Source organism: Clostridium tyrobutyricum (assembly GCF_019144085.1).
GTDB lineage: Bacteria > Bacillota > Clostridia > Clostridiales > Clostridiaceae > Clostridium_B > Clostridium_B tyrobutyricum_A.
On sequence record NZ_JAHHUY010000044.1, the window covers coordinates 1 to 19252 of the forward strand.

A 19252-nucleotide genomic window follows, 5' to 3' on the forward strand; every position below is an offset into this window, starting at 1 on the left:
GCTATCTTTCGATTGGAACAAATCTTGAATTCCTATCGCCTTATATACTTGACGATTTTGCAATACTTCACTTCTGTTATCCATATGAATCTTTTCCTAGCTGTAGTTGCGGCTGTAGTTGCGGCTGTAGCTACCGTACTTACTTCATTGTCTCGATCTGCTTAGAACCCAAAACTTACGTTAAACGCCCCGACGATAGGAATACCCCAAAATGAAAGGGTAATGCTTACGCATAATCCAGATGACCCCTCTAAGGTCGCACATCAACATAATATCCTCTACACCAAAAATGCCTATTTCCATATTTATATTTTAAATTTGAGAATCTTTCAAATATCATTAAACTGCTCTTTCCTTTTAAAAATCCCATAAAACCGGATACACTTATCTTTGGTGGTATTGATAAAAGCATATGTATATTATCTTCACATGCATTTGCTTCTAGTATCTCTACTCCCTTCCAATTATATAGCTCCCTCAATATTTTCCCTATCTCTTTTCTTCTTTCTCCATATATTTCTTTCCTTCTATACTTTGGTGCAAATACTACATGATATTTACATCTCCACTTAGTATGTGCTAAACTGTTCTTGTCCATTTATGGCAAACCTCCTTTGATTTATAGATTTGGCTGACGAGACCACTTATATTTTATCAAAGTGAGGTTTTTTGTTCATCGCTTAAGCTCTTCTGAACTCACCTGCACAGCAGGTGGTTTTCTTTTGGACAATAAAAATACTGATTGTAATTTTTTATAATACAATCAGTACTCCACTTAGTTAATATAAAATTTTAATTCAATAAATGTTTAACATAAATATCAAATATTTACATACCACTTAGTTCTTATAAAAATATTAAGTCTACTGTAAATTAACATTAACCTATATAATAAATTTTTTCAATAATAATTTCTTACTTTATCAATTTCCTCTTTAATTATTTTTTTAAGTTCTGGTGGATCCTTAACTTTTACACTGCTTCCCATACTTAATATCCAGCTTACTATTTCTGTTTTTCCAGTCATAGACGCCTCAAATATTATAGATTCATCGTCATTCCATGTAATTTTTTGATTTTCAACCCATATCTTTTCACTTATTATATAAGACATAGGTTTATAAATACGCAATTTAACATTTAGCCTATCGTCCCTATAGATTCCAAAACTATCTTTCATATATTTTTTTAAATCAAAATTTTTATCAAGTTTAAATTTAAAGTCAAAAATACTATATTTCTTGATTCTAGATATTTTAAAATCCCTTATTTCATTTCTTTTTTCACAAAATGCTATTATATAAAGAGCCCCTTTGTAACTTATAATTACATATGGATGTATCACTCTATCACCCAATCCGGAACTCAAAGAAAAATATTCAATATGCACTTTCCTTCTTGTTATTATGGCATAATTTATATCAAGTGTTTTCTTTTTATTTTTATCATCCATATTTTCTTTTGCTGATTTTTCAAAGTATTGCACAATTACATTATCATTAGATTTATTAAAAATATTTATTTTATCCATTAAGCGATTAAATTCTTTATAGTAAAAAAAGCCCATACTTTTCAGCTGAATGTTGGCTAAATTAAGTACTGACAATTCTTCTTCACTTATATTCATATTTAATAAATAGTCATATCCATTTATACTATATCCACCGTCAATACCTGATGTTGAATTTATATTCACTCCAGCTAATTCAAGATCCTGTTTGTATTTTCTTACCTGTCTCTCATCTACCTCAAGTTCCTCTGCTATATCTTTACATTTCATCTTTCCTCTACTTTTTAAAAGAATTATCATGTCCAATAAATTAGAAAATTTACTCATACTAAATCTCCTCAAATTTTATTTACTTAATACTTAATATTTTATTATTTTATATAAAACTTAAATTTCCTTTAATGTTATTTTTATATAATATAAAACCTTTACTTAGTGAAATATAGTAACTTTCGTCATCATATCCTTTATTTTATCACTATAACAATACTTGCATTGAGTCATTTTGAGTCGTAGTATAAACAGTATTAAAATTCTTAGCTCTATATAATAATATTGCTTCTAACAATATTAATAAAAATCTACTTGGATATTAGATATTTTATATCTATTTTATTGACTTAAATCCACAATTTAAAGATTATTTACATACCACATAGTTCTTATAAAACCTTCTTTGAAATGTATTACTTAATATTTTTAATATCTTCAGTATTTAATCAAGATTTACTTGATGCTATCCTTAAACAGAACATAAAGCATTTTTGTACATTTATCAGTATAAATATCTCTATCTTCGAATTCAGAATCATAAACTATTTTATGACACAAGTTATCCATCAACATATATAAATAATATATAAAAGTATCCATATCCTTAACACTTTTATACGAATACGGCAGCACATTTAAAGTCTGTCTTATAATTTCTATTCTTCGTCCATATAATTTGAATTTAAGGTTTTTTATGTCCTCATCCAGAAGTTTAAGAGCTTCCATATCATTATTGTATGTATTTGAGAAATTATGATATCGAATCATAAGCTTTAAAAATTGATTAATAAGTGTCTTGAATACATCATAATCAGTCAAATCTTTTTTGTTGTTTTTTGTCCAGAAAGTTTTAGTTGGATAATCAAAGCTTGCATCGATTTTTTTAACAACCTGCATAAAAATATCCTTTTTATCTTCAAAATAAGAGTAGACTGAACCCGTAGCAACATTGGCCTCTTTTGCAATATCAGCTGTTGTTGTATTGTAATAACCCTTTTCGTTAAAAAGCTTGAAAGCGGATTCAATAATTTTATTATATTTTTCAAGTGACCTTTTCTGTGTTGGTTTTCTTATTTTTCTATTCATATCATTCACCTGCTTCAATAATACTTCAGCTGTATATTAAAGTCAATAATATGAAACTCATTTCATACTATTGACTTTTAAAATGTCAATGATAAAATATGAATATGAAATATATTTCATATTTTGAATTCAGAGGTGTAGTTTATGAATAAAACTCAAAAAGTACTGGCAGGCATATCAATCGTCATAGCATGTTTCTTAACTGTGTTGGATACTACTATAGTCAATGTATCGATGCCCTCAATGGCATCTTATTTTAAAACAAATATAACAGGTGTATCCTGGGTGAGCACAGCCTATTTGATAGTATTTTCCTCACTACTCATCAACTTTTCCAAGATAGCTGACATTTATGGCAGGAAAAAGCTCTTTTTAATTGGACTTGTTGTTTTCTGTATAGCCTCCATTTGCTGTGGACTTTCCACTTCATTGACTATGCTTGTAGTTTTTAGAATTATACAAGGTATAGGTGCTGCCATATTGACTCCTCTTTCAATACCACTTGGTATAGATGTTTTTGGAAAAAATGCAATGAATAAACTGGCAATACTTGTAGGAATGGTAATATCCATTTCAGCTGCATCAGGGCCTGTAATAGGCGGTCTTCTAAATGAGGCCTTAAGTTTCAGGGCAATATTTTACATAAATGTTCCATTTGTAATAATAGCTTTAATTTTTGGACTTAAATATCTGAATGAATCCTGTGATGAAACAATTGAAAAGAAATTTGACATGCTTGGAACTGTACTTTTAGTATATGGACTTGGCGCACTAACCTTTTTCCTTTCAAAAGGAAATGATTATGGATGGGGCAGTGTAAAAATAGTTACTTTAATAGTAACATCAATCCTGTCAATTTTGGCATTTTTGATATATGAGAGCAGAATTCAAAATCCTATAATAGAATTTAAGTTGTTCAAGGTTAGGACTTATGCTGCTTCAGTCATATTGATTTCCATAAATTTCTTTGCATATATGCCACTATCCTATTTAATGAATTTTTATCTTCAAAATCAGCTCCAATATTCAGTTTTAAAAGCTGGATTGACAATAGGAATAGGAAGTCTGGTGTCATTCTTTGCATCACCTATAATGGGATTAATTTTAAAAAAGACCTCTGGAAGAGTAACATCTTTCATTGCAATTATATGTATAGCTTGGGGAGATTTTCTATTTGTATTTATGAACAGTTCAAACAATATTAAAATAATTCATATTGCATTTATTATAGCAGGGCTGGGAATTGGAGCAACTTCTTCTCTATATCAAACAGCATTTGAAAATATTCCAAAGAACAAAAATGGAATTGCATCTGGAATACTGAATAGTGCAAGACAGGTTGTAGCATGTGTTGCCATTGCTTTTGTTTCAACATTAAGCAGTCATTTTGCTGCTGCAGCGACAAACAATACAAAAACTCAAATTTTAAACAAGGTAAATTCAAGTGTTGTGCTGTCCCAAAATATAAAAACTACTATTACCAACCATATAAATACTTCAAAATTGAATAGTACAAGTACTTTTTCAAAAGATCAGCTGGCAAAATCTCTTGAAAATAATGAAAGACAAGTATTAAAAAGTGTTCCAGAAAATATGCAGAGCACTGTAAAGGAAAAATTTAGCACACAGAAAAATGAAATTTACAAAATTATTGATTATGCAAAAACTACAAAAGACAATGAAACTATTAAAGTTTACAACAAGTGCTTTTTAATTATTGGCATAATTACTGCATTTGGGTTAATTGTAGTACCATTCAATTGTAAAAGAGAAGAGAATGCTGATGTTGAAGATAATCTAAAGCAAAATGCATAATTTACAAAATTTATTTTATAAAAAGTTCTTCCCAATTATATAGCATTTTAATCATATAATCACGAAGAACTTTTTTCTCAAAATTATTTAAAATTCAATTAAAAACAATGACTAAATTGCATTATCTTTTATATACAAATTTTCCATATGTTTTATTGATAAAAATGAAGTCAATATTCCCAAAGCTGCAAGCGACAATGGTATTATCGTTATGGAATTTAGTGAAAATCCATTGTTATATGAGCATACAATACAAACTAAAATAATAGATACTAAGGTTGTTACAAAAATTGATTTTGTAATTATACCAAAATACATGGATATTAGGTTCATGATAGATGATGTAATTGCGTACATAAGAATAGCTAAAGTATTTATTGTTATGAAATTTAAATTTAACTTATCAGGTACCAAATTAAAAACTTTATTTAAAAAATAGAAACCAACTTCCAGAAAAATATTTGACAACATTATAGTTAAGAAAGTGAACATAACAACAATAATAATTTTAGCCATAATTGTATTTCTTCCATCTATTGTATTTGAAAATAATGCATCCATTTTTCCATTCTTTAATTCCCTGATAATAATATTCCAAATAAGTATACTGGATAAAATCATAAATATAGCTCTAACTATACTGTCTATCATGGTAAAAAAAGTTGAATATCTTGATAGTGAATCTATCTTTAAGCCTTTTATTGGATCACTTGTAAAAATAAAAAATACACATAAAAGAAAAATCAGGATTATAATATCAGCTGCAATCGCACTCTTTATATATTTATTGAAATTAAACTTTTCTAATTCAATTTTAATTGATTCAATCATTTCACAGCCCCCTATTAATAATTTTCAGCAAACTTGTAATTATAGAATCACTTCTTACTTTCTTTATTTTTTATTTATACTATATTGCTCTATTTACAATTCAAATTTATCTTTGGAAAATACAAGTAATTTTTCCATTTTAAATTATATCAATATATAATATGTACTTCAATGCTCGTGTGTTGATTATTGTAAATCATTAGGAGTAAAATATATACTTGTAAGAAACAAAATATTACTTCTCTAGGAAAGGATACACAATTTATGTCCAGAAAATTCAAATCAGATATATTGCTCTTATGCATAACAATAGTTTGGGGATCCACTTTTATTTTAATGAAAAATGTACTGGATTCAATGTCAACATTTCAATTCTTATCATTGAGATTTTTAACAGCAACTGCAGTATTATTGTTAATTTTTCATAAAAGAATTAAATTCTTAAATTTAGAAATTATAAAATACGGATGTCTAATAGGATTAATGTTATCTGGATCATTGGTATTTCAGGTATTAGGTCTTAACTTTACTACAGCATCCAATTCATCATTTATAACCAGCTTAAATGTATTGATGGTTCCTATTTTTCTTGCTATATTTTTCAAAAGAAAGACAAGCCTGTCATCAGTTATTGGAGTTATACTGGCATTCCTGGGGATGTTCTTTTTATCAGGAGGATTAAACTTCAAGTTTACATTTGGAGAATTTCTCACATTGTTATGTGCTATATGCATCGCTTTTCAAATAATATTTATAGATAGATTTGTGAAAAATCAAGACCCTATTCTTATAGGAATAGTTCAAATTGCATTTTCCAGTATTATTTGTAGTATTATTTGGATTTTTACAGGATCCAAACATATGATATTCAATTACAACATATTTATTACTTTGTTTGTAACAGGGGTATTAGGAACTGCTCTGGCATTTACAGGACAAACATTTGTACAGAAATTCACATCGCCTACTCATACAGCATTGATATTCACACTTGAGCCAGTATTTGGATTATTTTTTGCTCTAATAATTCCCAGCTCAAATGGAACTGTTGAGATATTAACTTTTAGTAAAGTCATTGGATGTTCTTTGATATTAGTTGGAACAATTATATCTGAGCTAAATTTAATGAAATTTAGCAAATTTATCAAATAATTTATATCAATTCACTACATCCTATTCAATAAATATTGAAATAATAACTTTAATCGATCCTTTTCACAAATAAAATGATATATTTTATCTATGAAAAGGATATTATTGAAATAATTGTTATTTTTGTATTTACAATGCGCTCCTAATATGGTATAGTATTAAATTATAAAATAAGAGGAGAATACTATGATTAAACTTAAACTGATGATTAAAAAAATAGATGAACAAAGATCTTTACTGGAACGATATATAAAACAGATAGGAAATTTAACTAGTTCCAAAATAGTTGCTGAAAGTCAAAAATTAGACATACTATTAAATGAATATACAAAAGCTAAAAATGCATATTATAGGCCCTGTAAATAGCCAGGCTTGTAAACAGTCAATGTCTGGCTATTTATTATAAAGAATTTATTGTAGTTTTAACTTTCTACTCTCCATTTAATATAAAAGCTGCCTTTATGTTTTCCTGAAACTTTCAGCCTGTAATTGTCATTTTCATTTATATTAATTGTTTTAGTAACAGTCTTTTTAGGATTTTCAGTACTGAACAATTCTTTATTATTTCCATTGTTCAGGCTTACTTTCAAATTTCCCTGTTTAGTTGTTACCGATACATTCAAAATCAACTTATCACCTTTTTTGAGTTTTAATGAAGTATATTTATTTCCACTAAAACTATGATAGTACATCTTCATACTATTTTTAGTGTTAAGTTCAATGGCTCTAGTAATATTAAAACTACCACTACCACTTGACATATTAAAATATTTCACTGAAAATGCTATTAAAATAGCCAATACAACACATACTGGAATTACAATTTTAGTTCTAGTCTTTATCATAATGTCCATCCTCCCTTAAATGAAATTAAATTTATCTATTAACTAACATATTACAATTATACCTTATTTTGTTATATGAAAAAAGTCCCGGTAAAAAAAGAGCCCTTATTAAATCAGCTCTTCTAGGATCCTCATTATTATTCTTCAAATACTGGAAGCAATATCTCATCAATCAGTGATGCCAGACGATCCTCATCAATGTCATTTTTTCGCAGGATGTTTTCTATACGAATCAAGTCAAAGGGAAGCACTAATGTCTCATTGCTTACTTTTTTTATTCTATCACCACGTTCCTTAGCAAATTCCAACAATTTTTTCATAATCATAATATTTTTCTCTTTGGCAATTATTTTAATTTCAGCTATCTTATCATTATTTTGACTTAACTCAAATAGAAATGCACTCATAATTTCAGGGCCAACCCCCATATAAACTTTCTGATAAAGCGTAAGTAACTGTAATAAATCCTCTCTCAGACTTTCAGTTTTCTGTATTTCGTCAGATAATTCACCATCTAATACAATAGACTTTTTATATTCCTTTATCTCCCGGATTAAATCAAATTTTGTAGCCCAACGCCTGTATATTACAGTACGGCTGGTTTTTGCAGTCTTTGCAATTTGCTGAAATGTAAGATTAGCATAACCAACTTCTTTTATAACTTTTACAGTTGCATCATATATACTTTCAAGCAATACATTTCCACGTTTGCGTATATTTCTATTTGTTTCTTTCATCATCCATATATCCCCTATCTATGAAAACTTCTTAAATTATTATAACATATAAATTTTAAGATACATATTGTGCTTTAATTTACGGTGGTATATAATGAGATTAAATTAAGGTACATATTGTACTGTAAGGAGATGTTAAACTTGAAAAAAGAAAAAATTCCAAAAGGTGTAATTAGCATTTGCATGATTTTGGTGCTTGGCGCACTTCCACCAATGTTTGATTCTACCATTGTCAATATTGCAGTCAACGATTTGTCAAAATTGTTTTCAACTACATTTTCAGTCATGCAATGGGTAGTTACCGGATATACCCTTTCTCTAGGAATTGCAGTTCCATTTTCAGGATGGCTAGTGCAAAAATTTGACGGCAAAAAAATATTTATGAGTACATTAGGTCTTTTTTTGATATCATCGCTGCTTTCAGGTATGGCGTGGAATATACAAAGTCTAATAATATTTCGTATTTTTCAAGGATTCGCAGCTGGCCTCATGATTCCTACATTGACTACCATGGTAGTTAATATAGCAGGTCAAGAAAATCTTGGAAGTTTAATGTCCATTGTGGGAATCCCTATTGTTTTTGGTCCTATTGTAGGTCCCATTATAGGAGGCTTGATTTTAAAACACGTGACATGGCATTGGCTGTTTTTTGTAAATCTACCAGTTGGTATAATTGCACTAATACTAATGTACTTCAAACTTCCCAAATTTGAACCTACAAATACTAAAGCCAAAATGAATTTACCTGGAATTATTCTACTTGGTCTGACATCAGGAATGTTTATCTATGGTATTACCAAAATCAAAGGAACCGGAAATAATATAACTGGCATTTTTGCTATTGTTATAGGACTAATTTCGATAATAGTATACACGATTTATGCATGGAAAATGAAAGAAAAAGCATTGATTCCTCTAAAGCTTTTTAAATCTAAAAATTTTAGTGCTTCTTTTATAGCTTTATTTTTGGCAGGGCTTGCAACCAATGGTCCCATGCTGCTTTTCCCAATATTTTTCCAGGAAGTGAGAGGCTTAGATGTAATTACCTCGGCATTGTGGCTTATTCCACAGGGAGCGGGCATGCTGATGACACGATCCATAGTTGGTAAAATGACAGATAGAATAGGTGCCCGTTTTGTAGTACTGACTTCTATAATTATTACAATCATCGGTACACTTCCATTTGCTTTCTTTGATATGGGAACAAATCCTTGGATTATATGGGCCATTCTACTTGTGAGAGGTATAGGTATTGGAGGAGTTACAATTCCTATAATGAGTGATTCTTATATAGGACTCGAAAAAATACAAATTCCACAAGCCAGTGTTGCTACCCGAATCATCCAAAATATTGGGGCTGCATTTGGTTCAGCAGTTTTATCCACTATTGTAAGTAACCATATGATTGGAAAAAAGCTTGCAACCATCAATATTTCCAATGCTTTTCACGCAGGATTTATTACAAGCTTGATTTTTACAGCAGCTATGATTATTCCTGCATTGTTTTTGACCAATAAACTAGAGGCAAAATCTAAATCAGTGCTATCTAGTAATGCAAGTAATTAATGAAAAAGTATCTTTAATAGGTAATATTGTTTATATAATTAGATACATTGTATGAAAGAAAGGAAGGGCTATTTGCCTTTCCTTTAAGGGTTTTAATCTATGCAGTAGTTCTTAGTGCATATTTAATCTGAACTAAATTAATCTCTCAGGAATAAACCTAGAGGAAATTCTCTTTATCAATATGTAATCAAGTATCAGTATAACTCCTCCGCCTATAATCATTACAGACTTACTGATCAAAAATACGCCTGTCATTTGACCCACTAATACAAGAATAATGGGAATGACGAGAAGGCCGCTTACCTGTTGTGCTTCCTGGAATGTTTCTGATTTTGCCGATACCAACACAGTAAATATCAGGGATAGTAAATTGATCGCAGGTGAAATCCATAGTATAATTATGAGCCATTTTGCATCTGGAAAAATAAGTTTTGAAAAATAGATAAAACCTCCTATGTTAAATAGTATGCCAAAAATTATAAATGAAATCAACGTAATGATGTAAGAAGGCACAAAGACTCCTAAAATTTTAGCTCTAAGCAATCGTTCCATGGATATTGGCGTGTAAAGCAGCGACTCCATAGTTTTATGTTCCTTTTCTCCCACAAAACTACTGGCACCAATAACTCCCGAGCACATTATGGGAATTATAAGAAAATATGATGGGAATATAAGGTTCATTATTATTTTTATTAAAAGTTGCGAAGGGTTGTATGCAGCATATTCAGAAGGCAATTTTTTTATAAGAGGTGCCATTTTTGTAAATATACTTAAATCCTTTCCAATATAATTAGCGCTTATCAATATTACCAATGGTATGATTACAACCATGATAATAGGCACAATAGTCATTGGAATAATAACCCTTTTTGAAGTTATTATTTCATTTATATCTTTGTATATCAATGCTTTTTCACTTTTACTCATAATTCAATCACTCCAAACTTATAATGTTGCATTATCAGATATACCTTTTATATATTTAAAGTACAGCTCTTCCAAAGACCATTTTTTCTGTACAGCCTCATAAATTTCTCCACCACTTGCAAGTATTCCTTTTATTAAAGTATTTGCCTCTTTATCTCCTAAAATAGATTTGCTGTATACATCATCATGTTCGTTGGCAAATCCAAATTTTTCTGAAATATCCTTACCTCTAATTTTTAATCGAAGGGCCGCATTTTTCTTTGAAGCAAGTTCATCAAATGTACCTAAGCCAAGTATATTTCCATTGTTTATAAAACCATATAGTGTACAAATATCTTCAGCATATTTTAATTGATGGGTACAGAGAAAGATTGTAACCTGGTTTTCCTCTGCAAGTTCTTTTATAAGTCTTGTAACATTCAGTGCATTTTCTGGATCCAAGCCAGAAGTAGGTTCATCAAGGAATAAAATTTCAGGATTGTGAATCAGTGCTATAGCCAGATAAATTCTCTTTTTCATCCCAGTGCTGAAAGATTTCACCTTTTTATCCTTTACGTCCAGCAACTCCAGCCTTTTCAATATGTAATCAACACGTTCATCAAGTATTTTTTCCTCAATTTCGTGCATTTTTCCAAAGAATATTAGATTTTGCTCTGCAGTAAGATTTTCATAACAGCAGGAACTTTCGGTCATAACTCCACATAATCTATGAATATCAATATTATTTTTACCTATAGGTATACCTAAAATTTCAGCATGTCCTGATGTTGGTGAGAGAATTCCATTGAGAATTCTAACTGCAGTGGTTTTTCCTGAACCATTGGGGCCAAGAAAACCGAATATTTTTCCTTTTGGTATGCTTAAACTTATACCATTCAACGCATTTACCTTCCCATCATAGGATTTTTCAAGATTTTCTATATTCATTGCATTCATCTGTTTCACCCAACTTTTCTTTCAATTTTTTAACAATCAATTTATAACGTTCATCTTCTCTTAAAGGTGTAAATGCAGGATTTTCGGCAACTATACAAATAAAAGTTTTCTTGAGTGTTATCTCATCTACAGGAACATTGGTGCCAATACAATTGTTATCCTCAAACCATTTAGCTACCTGATTGAAATATTCATTTGCTTTAAAACTCAATGGAAATTGTATACTGCAAATAGTATTCACATATCTATCTAGAGCATCCATTGCCTTTTGTCTTTCTTGCTGAATCAGATATCCTTGTGCAGCAGTACTATGGATTCCAAAAACATCATTTGTCAAAATATTCGTTAACTCAAAAGACTCGATAATTTGAATACCCTGAGAATAAATCTTTTCAAATAAAACTGGTTCCTTCATGTTCAATGAAAGGTAATTGTGTAAAAGTGCCAATGTATTTATTACATTGTTATAGAGAAGTATCTGATTAACAACCTTTGCTTGAGCAGTTTCCCCCTGCATCCGATATGCATTGACCAATATGACATCATCTCCACTATACGGAGCCAATTTATTATCCAGCAAGTGGATAACTTTTGGGCTGTTTCCCAGTGCCATTTCCGCCAATGCTTCCTTTGTATTGGCATTTTTTATGTCAGAAATGTTTTCTGACTCCTCTTTCACTCTCCTGCTTAACAATATACATTGCTGAAAAATTTCTTTTTTTATTGTCTCATCTTTTATCAAACCGGAATAGTTTAATAATAATTGAACCATGGAAAGTAAAAATGGAAAACAGGAATAGTATTTTTTTATTAACTTATTACACTGTTCCATAACTTCATCAAATGTCTTTACAGTAAATTCATGTGAAAGTTTATTATAAATTTTTTTAATATCCTCCTTTGCAAGTTGTGGAGAATATCCCATTAATTCATCTACTGAAATATTAAAATATGCTGCAAGCTGAGGCAGGAGTAAAATATCAGGATAACTCAACCCAGATTCCCATTTGGAAACAGATGCTTTAGAAACTCCAATGTAATCTGCCAATTGCTGCTGAGTTATTTTTCTTTCTTTTCTCTTCTGAATAATACATTTTCCTATATTTAACTCTCTCATATCTATCACCTCTAATTAATATTTTATATGCTGACCCATTTCCTGTAAATAGATTTGCAGTTGATTTCAGTTGAAAAAGTCAACCTGTAGGAAACACAGTTCTAATGAGTTAACACCTGATGATAAAAAGAATATAAAGGCAGTTATAAATATTGATTCAATAGCACAAAAAGGTGATAATAATCCGCAGATATTTACTATAAATGGCAAGGGAAATTTTGCCGTTACATTACTAAAGACAAAGCCTAAAGTAAGCGGTGAATTACCCGGTGTTCATTTGGAAAAAATAAACAAGTTATGGACATCCGTTAGAATGATCATAGCTTGTTACTTGTCCTTTTTGCATGAGGATTGTACCCATGGATCCCAGGGTAGATATTCTTCTAAAAATTCAGGGTGTGCTTCAAATTGAACACCTGGTAGATTTTTGAACAAAAATTCAAGATAGCTGTAGGGTTCTAATCCATTAGCTTTAGCTGTTTCAATTATACTATAGTCTGCTGCACTGGCCTCAGCTCCCCTGGGACTTCCACTGAAGAGCCAGTTTTTCCTTCCTATTGTAAATGGTCTTATGCTATTTTCCGATAGATTGTTGGAAATAGCACAATTTCCATCCAGAAGATAATTCATAAATCCTTTTTTATTACCTAATGCATAATTTATTGCTTTCCCAAGTTTTGATTTAGGAAGGCAGCTGTCTTTTATGGAATTAATCCAGCTCCAAAAGGCATCTAGAATCGGTTTTTCCGTTTCAAGACGCTCTGTTTTTCGCTCATCTGGTGTAAGCTTTTCTATTAATTTTTCTTCTGCAAAAAGTCTATTGCAAAAATCAATTCCTTTTGCTGGAAGTGTAGCCTCAGGGCTATCTATGTCTTTAGGAAGTGCTTCAACAAAATATCTTCTAAGATGTGTCCAGCACAGACATCTTGTTATTCCCTTAACTTTATTGTAGCCTTTATAACAATCCGTATGCAGGAAACCTTTAAAGCCCTTTAAAAATTTCTGAGGACAATCTCCACTTCTTGAGGGCTTGTAATCAAACAGCCTTATCGGCGTTTGACTACCGGCATATGTGCTGTATACCCACATATAGGATTCTGATGTGTTTTTCCTCCCAGGTTCCATAAGTACCTGTACAGGGGTTTCATCTGCATGCAGATATTGTTCTTCCGTAAGTTTCTTACGCATAAGATTTGTAAGTGGCGTCAGCCAGTTTCTTGATGCCACCATAATCCAGTTGCTCATAGTTGCACGGCTGAGTTTTACACCTAATGACTCCCATTCTCTTTCCTGACGATATAGTGGAAGAGAATTAACATACTTCTCATACATAATGTGGGCAACTGTAGATGGCGAAGCCATTGAATGCTGAATTACAGGATATGGCATTGGTGATTTTTCTATATAAGGCAGTCCTTTTTTTCTGCACTTTCTACACTCGTAAGATTCACGGTAATAGTCTATAACACGCACCCTAGCCGGGATAAATTCTATTTCTGTACGGATAAATTCTCTGCCAATACGTTCTAAAGGTGTCCCACATTTTTCACAGAAACGCTCGTCTTCTTCAAGACTGCAAATCACTGTATCATGAGGGATATCTTTTATAAGCTCTGCTCTTTGACCTTTGAACTTCTTACGTCTATATTTTGATACTTCCTGTAAGTTTGGTTCTGGTGCAGAAGGGCTGCTTTCAATCTCTGCTTCATTGAAAAGATTTATCTGACCTGTAATTACAGATGTTTTTTCACTGCTTCTGCCAAATAACTTATGAGTTAAAAATTCAACTGTCTCATGGAGAGTCTTATTCTCCTGTTCCAGCTGAGTTATACGGTTTTTAAGCTTTAAAATTTCATGCTCAGTATACATAATGAGACAGTTCCTTTACTAGTTTTTATATCTATTATTATACCATGAAATTTTATAAAACCGCATGATTTCAGATTTCTCTGACACTACAGAGCTTTTTGTACATCTACTTTTTTTACAGCCTTTGGCTGATTCAATGAAAGGCCTTCCAGAAGCCAGCGAAATTCCCGTGGTGTTATGAGTTTTACATCCTGTGAATTTTGCGGCCATTGAAAACAACCATTTTCCAATCTTTTATATAGAAGTACAAAACCATCACCTTCCCAGTACAATGCCTTCATTCTATCTCTTTTTCGTCCGCAGAATAGAAACAAACTATTCTGAAAGGGATTCAATTCAAAATTCTGCTGTACAATCGCAGATAATCCATCAATTGACTTTCTCATATCTGTATATCCAGTTGCAATATATATTTTTTCTGCCTTTGAAATGTCACCTAACATTTTTAAGCACCTTTATAGTATTTTCAATTAAGCTAGGCGAAGCACTATTATGAATTTCCAACACGGCAGAACCTAAACGAATAACAATATCAGCTTGAGTTGTCTCTGAAGAAACATAAGTTGAATCTGTAGAATTAGATACATCCAAAGGAACTATTTGTCCTTCAGATTTTATAGAAGGAAGAGCCTTGCAGGCAGCTGCACGTATTTTTCTTAACCAATAGTAATAACTGTTTGTCTTAATTCCATTATTTCTGCACCATGAGGTTACATTTTCCCCACTATCTCGGCGCTCGCGTATAATTTTAATCCATTTGTTCATTCTATAATCTTGAGTTGTTTTTTGTATATCCATCTAAAATCTCCTTTTAAAGTTTTTCAAGTCAACTTTAAAAACTTTAAAACTTATTTTAGAAGATTATCTCACACTTTTTAAATACTTTCTATCCACTTTCTTATTTGACGTTTACAGCCTAAAGATATGAATGTAAAAAAAGCATATAAAGAATTTGGTGATTATTATATATTTAATGAAAATAAAATTCCATCATTATGTATAGGTCAATCTTATGATAAAAATTTAAAAATAAATGGACCCCAGGATACAGTTTCCATTATAGATGAATCAAAACTTAAGTTGGTTGCAGATACTATTGTAAGTTCATTGTCATCCAATTAATTCTTGAATTTGCCATTATTTATCACCGCTAAAATCATATCTGCCGCCTTTTTTGCACCACCAGCAGCTTTAAAACTTTTTGATATTTTATCTGCATTTTCTTTATACTTGTGATCATTTAATATCTGTTCAATAGCATTTTTTATATCATTAGGTTTATTCCTCTTAAGCATAAGACCTGCTCCTAGTTCCACTGTACGTTTTGCCACCAATGCCTGTTCACTATGCTGTGGAAATAACAGCATGGGAACACGATAATACAAACTTTCACTTACGCTGTTCATACCACAATGTGTCAAAAATGCATCAGCTCTTTTTAGTACTTTAATTTGATCTACCCTAGCTTTTACTTGAAAGTTAATTGGTATTTCTCCTAAATCGGAAATCTCTGTTTTTTCACCCACAGACATAATTACATCTACGTCACATTCCTTTAATGCCTGGATGCAATTTTTATAAAAGCTATAATTTTTATTTAATATAGTCCCTAGGGAAATATAAACCGTTCTGCGTTCATACCTAAGCTCTTTTGATTCTACATCCATTACAGATGGACCTACAAACACATATTTGTCCGAGAATGTTTCAGACATAGGCTGAAATTCCTTTGATGTGTACACTATAGTATTGGTAGCATTATCATTTTGTATGAGAGAAATAAAATTTTTTACATTATAGCCGTTTATTTTTAAAAGTTTCATCTTTTTATTGACGCGAGGAATTCCTATAATAGTACGAATAATTTCTCCAATGCCGCGCTTCATCATTTTTGCTGTGTATTGATTAAATGCAAATGTTGTAGTTGAACATATATATTGAATATTTAATTTCATTGCAAGAAGTTTTCCCCAAATGCATATAGAATCTGATACAATACAATCTGGATTAAATTCTTGTAACTCACTGCACACCTTTTTATCTAAACTAATTGTTGTATCAACTACCATTTCAATTAATGCAGCAAAATCTTTTCCTACTTTTTTCTCATCTTTGGAACGCAATTCCGGCAAATATTCATCACAACTAATAAACTTTGCTCCCACAGATTCGATTTTTTCCTTAAACATGTTAAAAGAATAGTACCATACTTCATGTCCTCTCTTAGTCAATTCATTAACTACGGGTATTGTTGGATTTGTGTGGCCATATGCAGGAATACAAAAAAACACTATTTTTTTCATATTGACCTCCTAAATTAATTTTTTATTAGGTAATCCCAAATAACAAGTGCCGAGTTTTTCTTGCCATCTATGGAATTCAAAATATTTTTTAATAATTTTATATTTTCTTTATAAGCTGGTTATGATTTATAGTTTATGACTAATGTAAATATCAATCAAACTCATTAATTGCTTCTATTTCAATCCCAGCTAATTTCATTAAATATACAGCATTTCTTGTAGACGAAATTCCAAGTTTCAATTTATAATCAAAATAAATCTTATTTTCTGTATAATATTCAGAGAAATGATAATTTTTAATTTTTGAATTTTTATAATCTGCCATTTTACCTAACTCTAAATCATGAGTGGAAACAATCCCTAAATTTCCATTTCTACTCAATTGACTTATTAAAATCATAGCCCCAGTATGCCTATCTATTGAATTTGTTCCTTTAAAAATTTCGTCTAATAAAAATAATACATTTTTTCTTTCTTTTGAAGCCTTGACAATATTTTTGATTTTTAATATTTCTGCATAAAAAGAAGATATATTCTGTGCCAGATTATCATCTATTCGCATACAAGTATAGAGATCAATAATAGTACAGCAAAATTGTTCTGCACATACAGGAGCTCCTGTATATGCTAATATAATGTTAACTCCTACAGTTCTCATAAAAGTGCTTTTACCAGACATATTAGAACCTGTTATAAGCATAACCGAATATGATTTTCCTATATTCAGACTATTACATACTCGTTTTTCTCCAAGGAGAGGATGTCCAATAGTTTTTGCTGTGATTCTTGATGAACCATTTATAATTTTAGGCATAGTCCAACAAGGATTATTATATTTAATAGTTGAAATACTACTTAATACTTCCAGTTCTCCTATTACATCAATCCACTTTTTAAAATTCTTTCCTGATTTTATTTTCCAGCTCTCAACAGAAATATTCCAATGATAGTCCAACAGTAGAATAGGATTCAAAATAGAATATAGCATATTACGTCTATTAGCTATAGATCCACAAATTCTAGAAAAAGCCTCTAACTGTTTAGAAGCACCTAGACCATCATTATTATAGAGTTTTTTATATAAATTCAATATATACTTTGATTTAAATTTATATTTTTCTATATGCTTAAGCATACCTTTATACATTTTTATATTATAATTATATTTTTCAGCAACAACTAAATTTTTTAATCTATCTTTTCTTTTTATTCTTAGAATAATACATTGAATTGAGACCAAAAAAATGGGAACATAATAAGGAATAACATAAAATATTTTCGGTAAACTTCGGTCAGTATCAATAAAAATATTTAACAAATAATTAATTACTCTAATTGCCAACATTAAACTAGTTATTGCAGTTACCATTGAAAGGATTTTTAAAATCCAGGTTACCTGTTTTTTTAATCTACAATTTTCACTTGCCCCTATCCATGAAAAAAGTTTCTTAGGATCTTGCTCATTATTATAAATTATTTTTCCTTCTGCCTCAAGCCTTTGCCTAAAATATACTTTCGGTCCAAGTTCCATAATTGCAGATTGTCTATCATATATATTATGTTCATTCTGAGGTTTTTCTGTTAATATTTCCTTTAACTTTAACCTGCCAACATAAGTGTGAGCTGTATTCATCCACTGAAATAAAGAATTGTTTCCAAAAATATCAAGATCATATGAATATTTATGATGTTTATCTATAAACTCTTCGCCATTATCATTAAATATCTTCCATCTTCCATTTAGTCGTTTTGTTGAAATTTCATTCACTTCATATAATGCAGCTAATAATTTCTTTTTATTTGTTATATTTTTCTGTATATATGCTAAATAAAAAAGTAAAATAAGCATATCTAATAATATAGAATCAAACAAAAAATATTTTTTTAATAAGTACATTATTATTAAAGCTATAATTCCTAATATAAAGACAGCTAATCTTAAATTACTTATGTTATTTTTATATTTATGCTCCTTTTTAAGCAATGAGTTGTACTTAAATTTCCTCTTTTCATATTCTTTTAGTGGTGATATCACCCCATATTCCTCCCTACATCTATAAAACTTGATTTCCCCCTTCAATTACTAATATGAATATTTAAAAACCACAACACCATGTATAAGTTTAATAACAACAATATCTTCCTAGCTATGAGAACCCTATAAATCTAATATACAATAATATTATTATAATAAATGTTAATTTTTATAAATATTATATAAAATTAGTATTTACTGCTGTGTTTTATTATTTTTTATAATGTGTTCTACATTGAGCTATTTCAAT

19 protein-coding genes and 1 pseudogene are annotated in these 19252 nt (G+C 30.2%); 6 read left to right on the plus strand and 14 right to left on the minus strand.

Going from position 1 to position 19252, the window contains the following annotated elements:
• Positions 1-262: 262 nt before the first annotated feature.
• The 3 genes and pseudogenes from tnpA (KM800_RS13990) to KM800_RS14000 all read right to left on the minus strand — a co-directional run.
• Positions 263-598 (minus strand): annotated as a pseudogene (gene tnpA / locus KM800_RS13990) (IS200/IS605 family transposase); the annotation flags it as partial.
• 303 nt (positions 599-901) lie between these two features.
• Positions 902-1837, minus strand: coding sequence for a helix-turn-helix transcriptional regulator (locus KM800_RS13995; protein WP_217813642.1), 936 nt, complete (start codon positions 1835-1837; stop codon positions 902-904).
• 399 nt (positions 1838-2236) lie between these two features.
• Positions 2237-2869 carry a TetR/AcrR family transcriptional regulator gene (locus tag KM800_RS14000; protein WP_217813643.1) on the minus strand — a complete coding sequence of 211 codons (633 nt, stop codon included), beginning with the start codon at positions 2867-2869 and terminating at the stop codon, positions 2237-2239.
• A gap of 144 nt (positions 2870-3013) precedes the next feature.
• Here KM800_RS14000 and KM800_RS14005 point away from each other — a divergent pair, with 144 nt between their 5' ends.
• Positions 3014-4684 carry an MFS transporter gene (locus KM800_RS14005; protein WP_217813644.1) on the plus strand — a complete coding sequence of 557 codons (1671 nt, stop codon included), beginning with the start codon at positions 3014-3016 and terminating at the stop codon, positions 4682-4684.
• 111 nt (positions 4685-4795) lie between these two features.
• Here KM800_RS14005 and KM800_RS14010 read toward each other — a convergent pair whose 3' ends face one another.
• Positions 4796-5515, minus strand: coding sequence for a hypothetical protein (locus KM800_RS14010; RefSeq protein ID WP_217813645.1), 720 nt, complete (start codon positions 5513-5515; stop codon positions 4796-4798).
• A gap of 264 nt (positions 5516-5779) precedes the next feature.
• On the opposite strand from KM800_RS14010, the gene KM800_RS14015 reads away from it, so the two are divergent.
• Entirely contained in the window at positions 5780-6667 is an 888-nt protein-coding gene (locus KM800_RS14015) for a DMT family transporter (RefSeq protein WP_217813646.1), read from the plus strand.
• A 186-nt stretch (positions 6668-6853) separates the two neighbouring features.
• The gene (locus KM800_RS14020) at positions 6854-7033 is read left to right on the plus strand and encodes an aspartyl-phosphate phosphatase Spo0E family protein (RefSeq protein ID WP_254906569.1); all 180 of its coding nucleotides are present in this window, start codon (positions 6854-6856) and stop codon (positions 7031-7033) included.
• 56 nt (positions 7034-7089) lie between these two features.
• Here the strand turns inward: KM800_RS14020 and KM800_RS14025 are convergent, their stop codons facing one another.
• Entirely contained in the window at positions 7090-7512 is a 423-nt protein-coding gene (locus tag KM800_RS14025) for a hypothetical protein (protein ID WP_217813647.1), read from the minus strand.
• Positions 7513-7649: 137 nt separating this feature from the next.
• A complete protein-coding gene (locus tag KM800_RS14030) occupies positions 7650-8252 on the minus strand; it encodes a TetR/AcrR family transcriptional regulator (protein ID WP_058953314.1) in 603 nt (200 codons plus the stop codon).
• A 138-nt stretch (positions 8253-8390) separates the two neighbouring features.
• Between KM800_RS14030 and KM800_RS14035 the strand changes: the two genes are divergently transcribed.
• The gene (locus tag KM800_RS14035) at positions 8391-9815 is read left to right on the plus strand and encodes an MDR family MFS transporter (RefSeq protein ID WP_058953313.1); all 1425 of its coding nucleotides are present in this window, start codon (positions 8391-8393) and stop codon (positions 9813-9815) included.
• A 132-nt stretch (positions 9816-9947) separates the two neighbouring features.
• Here KM800_RS14035 and KM800_RS14040 read toward each other — a convergent pair whose 3' ends face one another.
• The 3 genes from KM800_RS14040 to KM800_RS14050 are packed head-to-tail and all read right to left on the minus strand — an operon-like array spanning position 9948 to position 12795.
• Positions 9948-10742: an ABC transporter permease subunit gene (locus KM800_RS14040; RefSeq protein WP_217813648.1), complete on the minus strand. Its 795-nt coding sequence runs from the start codon at positions 10740-10742 to the stop codon at positions 9948-9950.
• Between the two features lie 18 nt (positions 10743-10760).
• Positions 10761-11678 (minus strand): ABC transporter ATP-binding protein, encoded by a 918-nt coding sequence (locus tag KM800_RS14045; protein ID WP_217813649.1) that lies wholly within the window; start codon positions 11676-11678, stop codon positions 10761-10763.
• Positions 11650-12795 (minus strand): helix-turn-helix domain-containing protein, encoded by a 1146-nt coding sequence (locus KM800_RS14050; protein ID WP_217813650.1) that lies wholly within the window; start codon positions 12793-12795, stop codon positions 11650-11652. The genes KM800_RS14045 and KM800_RS14050 overlap by 29 nt, the downstream gene beginning before the upstream one ends.
• A gap of 70 nt (positions 12796-12865) precedes the next feature.
• On the opposite strand from KM800_RS14050, the gene KM800_RS14055 reads away from it, so the two are divergent.
• A complete protein-coding gene (locus tag KM800_RS14055) occupies positions 12866-13207 on the plus strand; it encodes a hypothetical protein (protein ID WP_155594215.1) in 342 nt (113 codons plus the stop codon).
• On the opposite strand, the gene tnpC is transcribed toward KM800_RS14055, so the two are convergent.
• The 3 genes from tnpC to tnpA (KM800_RS14070) all read right to left on the minus strand — a co-directional run bounded on the left by tnpC (position 13123) and on the right by tnpA (KM800_RS14070) (position 15462).
• The gene (gene tnpC, locus KM800_RS14060; RefSeq protein WP_058953309.1) at positions 13123-14664 is read right to left on the minus strand and encodes an IS66 family transposase; all 1542 of its coding nucleotides are present in this window, start codon (positions 14662-14664) and stop codon (positions 13123-13125) included. The two genes, KM800_RS14055 and tnpC, sit on opposite strands and share 85 nt — an antisense overlap.
• A gap of 86 nt (positions 14665-14750) precedes the next feature.
• Positions 14751-15107 carry an IS66 family insertion sequence element accessory protein TnpB gene (gene tnpB, locus KM800_RS14065; RefSeq protein WP_058953308.1) on the minus strand — a complete coding sequence of 119 codons (357 nt, stop codon included), beginning with the start codon at positions 15105-15107 and terminating at the stop codon, positions 14751-14753.
• Positions 15097-15462 carry an IS66 family insertion sequence element accessory protein TnpA gene (gene tnpA, locus KM800_RS14070; RefSeq protein WP_058953307.1) on the minus strand — a complete coding sequence of 122 codons (366 nt, stop codon included), beginning with the start codon at positions 15460-15462 and terminating at the stop codon, positions 15097-15099. The genes tnpB and tnpA (KM800_RS14070) overlap by 11 nt, the downstream gene beginning before the upstream one ends.
• A gap of 126 nt (positions 15463-15588) precedes the next feature.
• Between tnpA (KM800_RS14070) and KM800_RS14075 the strand changes: the two genes are divergently transcribed.
• Entirely contained in the window at positions 15589-15786 is a 198-nt protein-coding gene (locus tag KM800_RS14075) for a hypothetical protein (RefSeq protein ID WP_058953306.1), read from the plus strand.
• On the opposite strand, the gene KM800_RS14080 is transcribed toward KM800_RS14075, so the two are convergent.
• Together KM800_RS14080 and KM800_RS14085 are read right to left on the minus strand one after the other, a co-directional pair.
• Positions 15783-16967, minus strand: a complete 1185-nt coding sequence (locus KM800_RS14080; RefSeq protein WP_058953305.1) for a macrolide family glycosyltransferase — start codon at positions 16965-16967, stop codon at positions 15783-15785. The two genes, KM800_RS14075 and KM800_RS14080, sit on opposite strands and share 4 nt — an antisense overlap.
• A 151-nt stretch (positions 16968-17118) precedes the next feature.
• The gene (locus tag KM800_RS14085; protein WP_058953304.1) at positions 17119-19002 is read right to left on the minus strand and encodes a MutS-related protein; all 1884 of its coding nucleotides are present in this window, start codon (positions 19000-19002) and stop codon (positions 17119-17121) included.
• Positions 19003-19252: the final 250 nt, after the last annotated feature.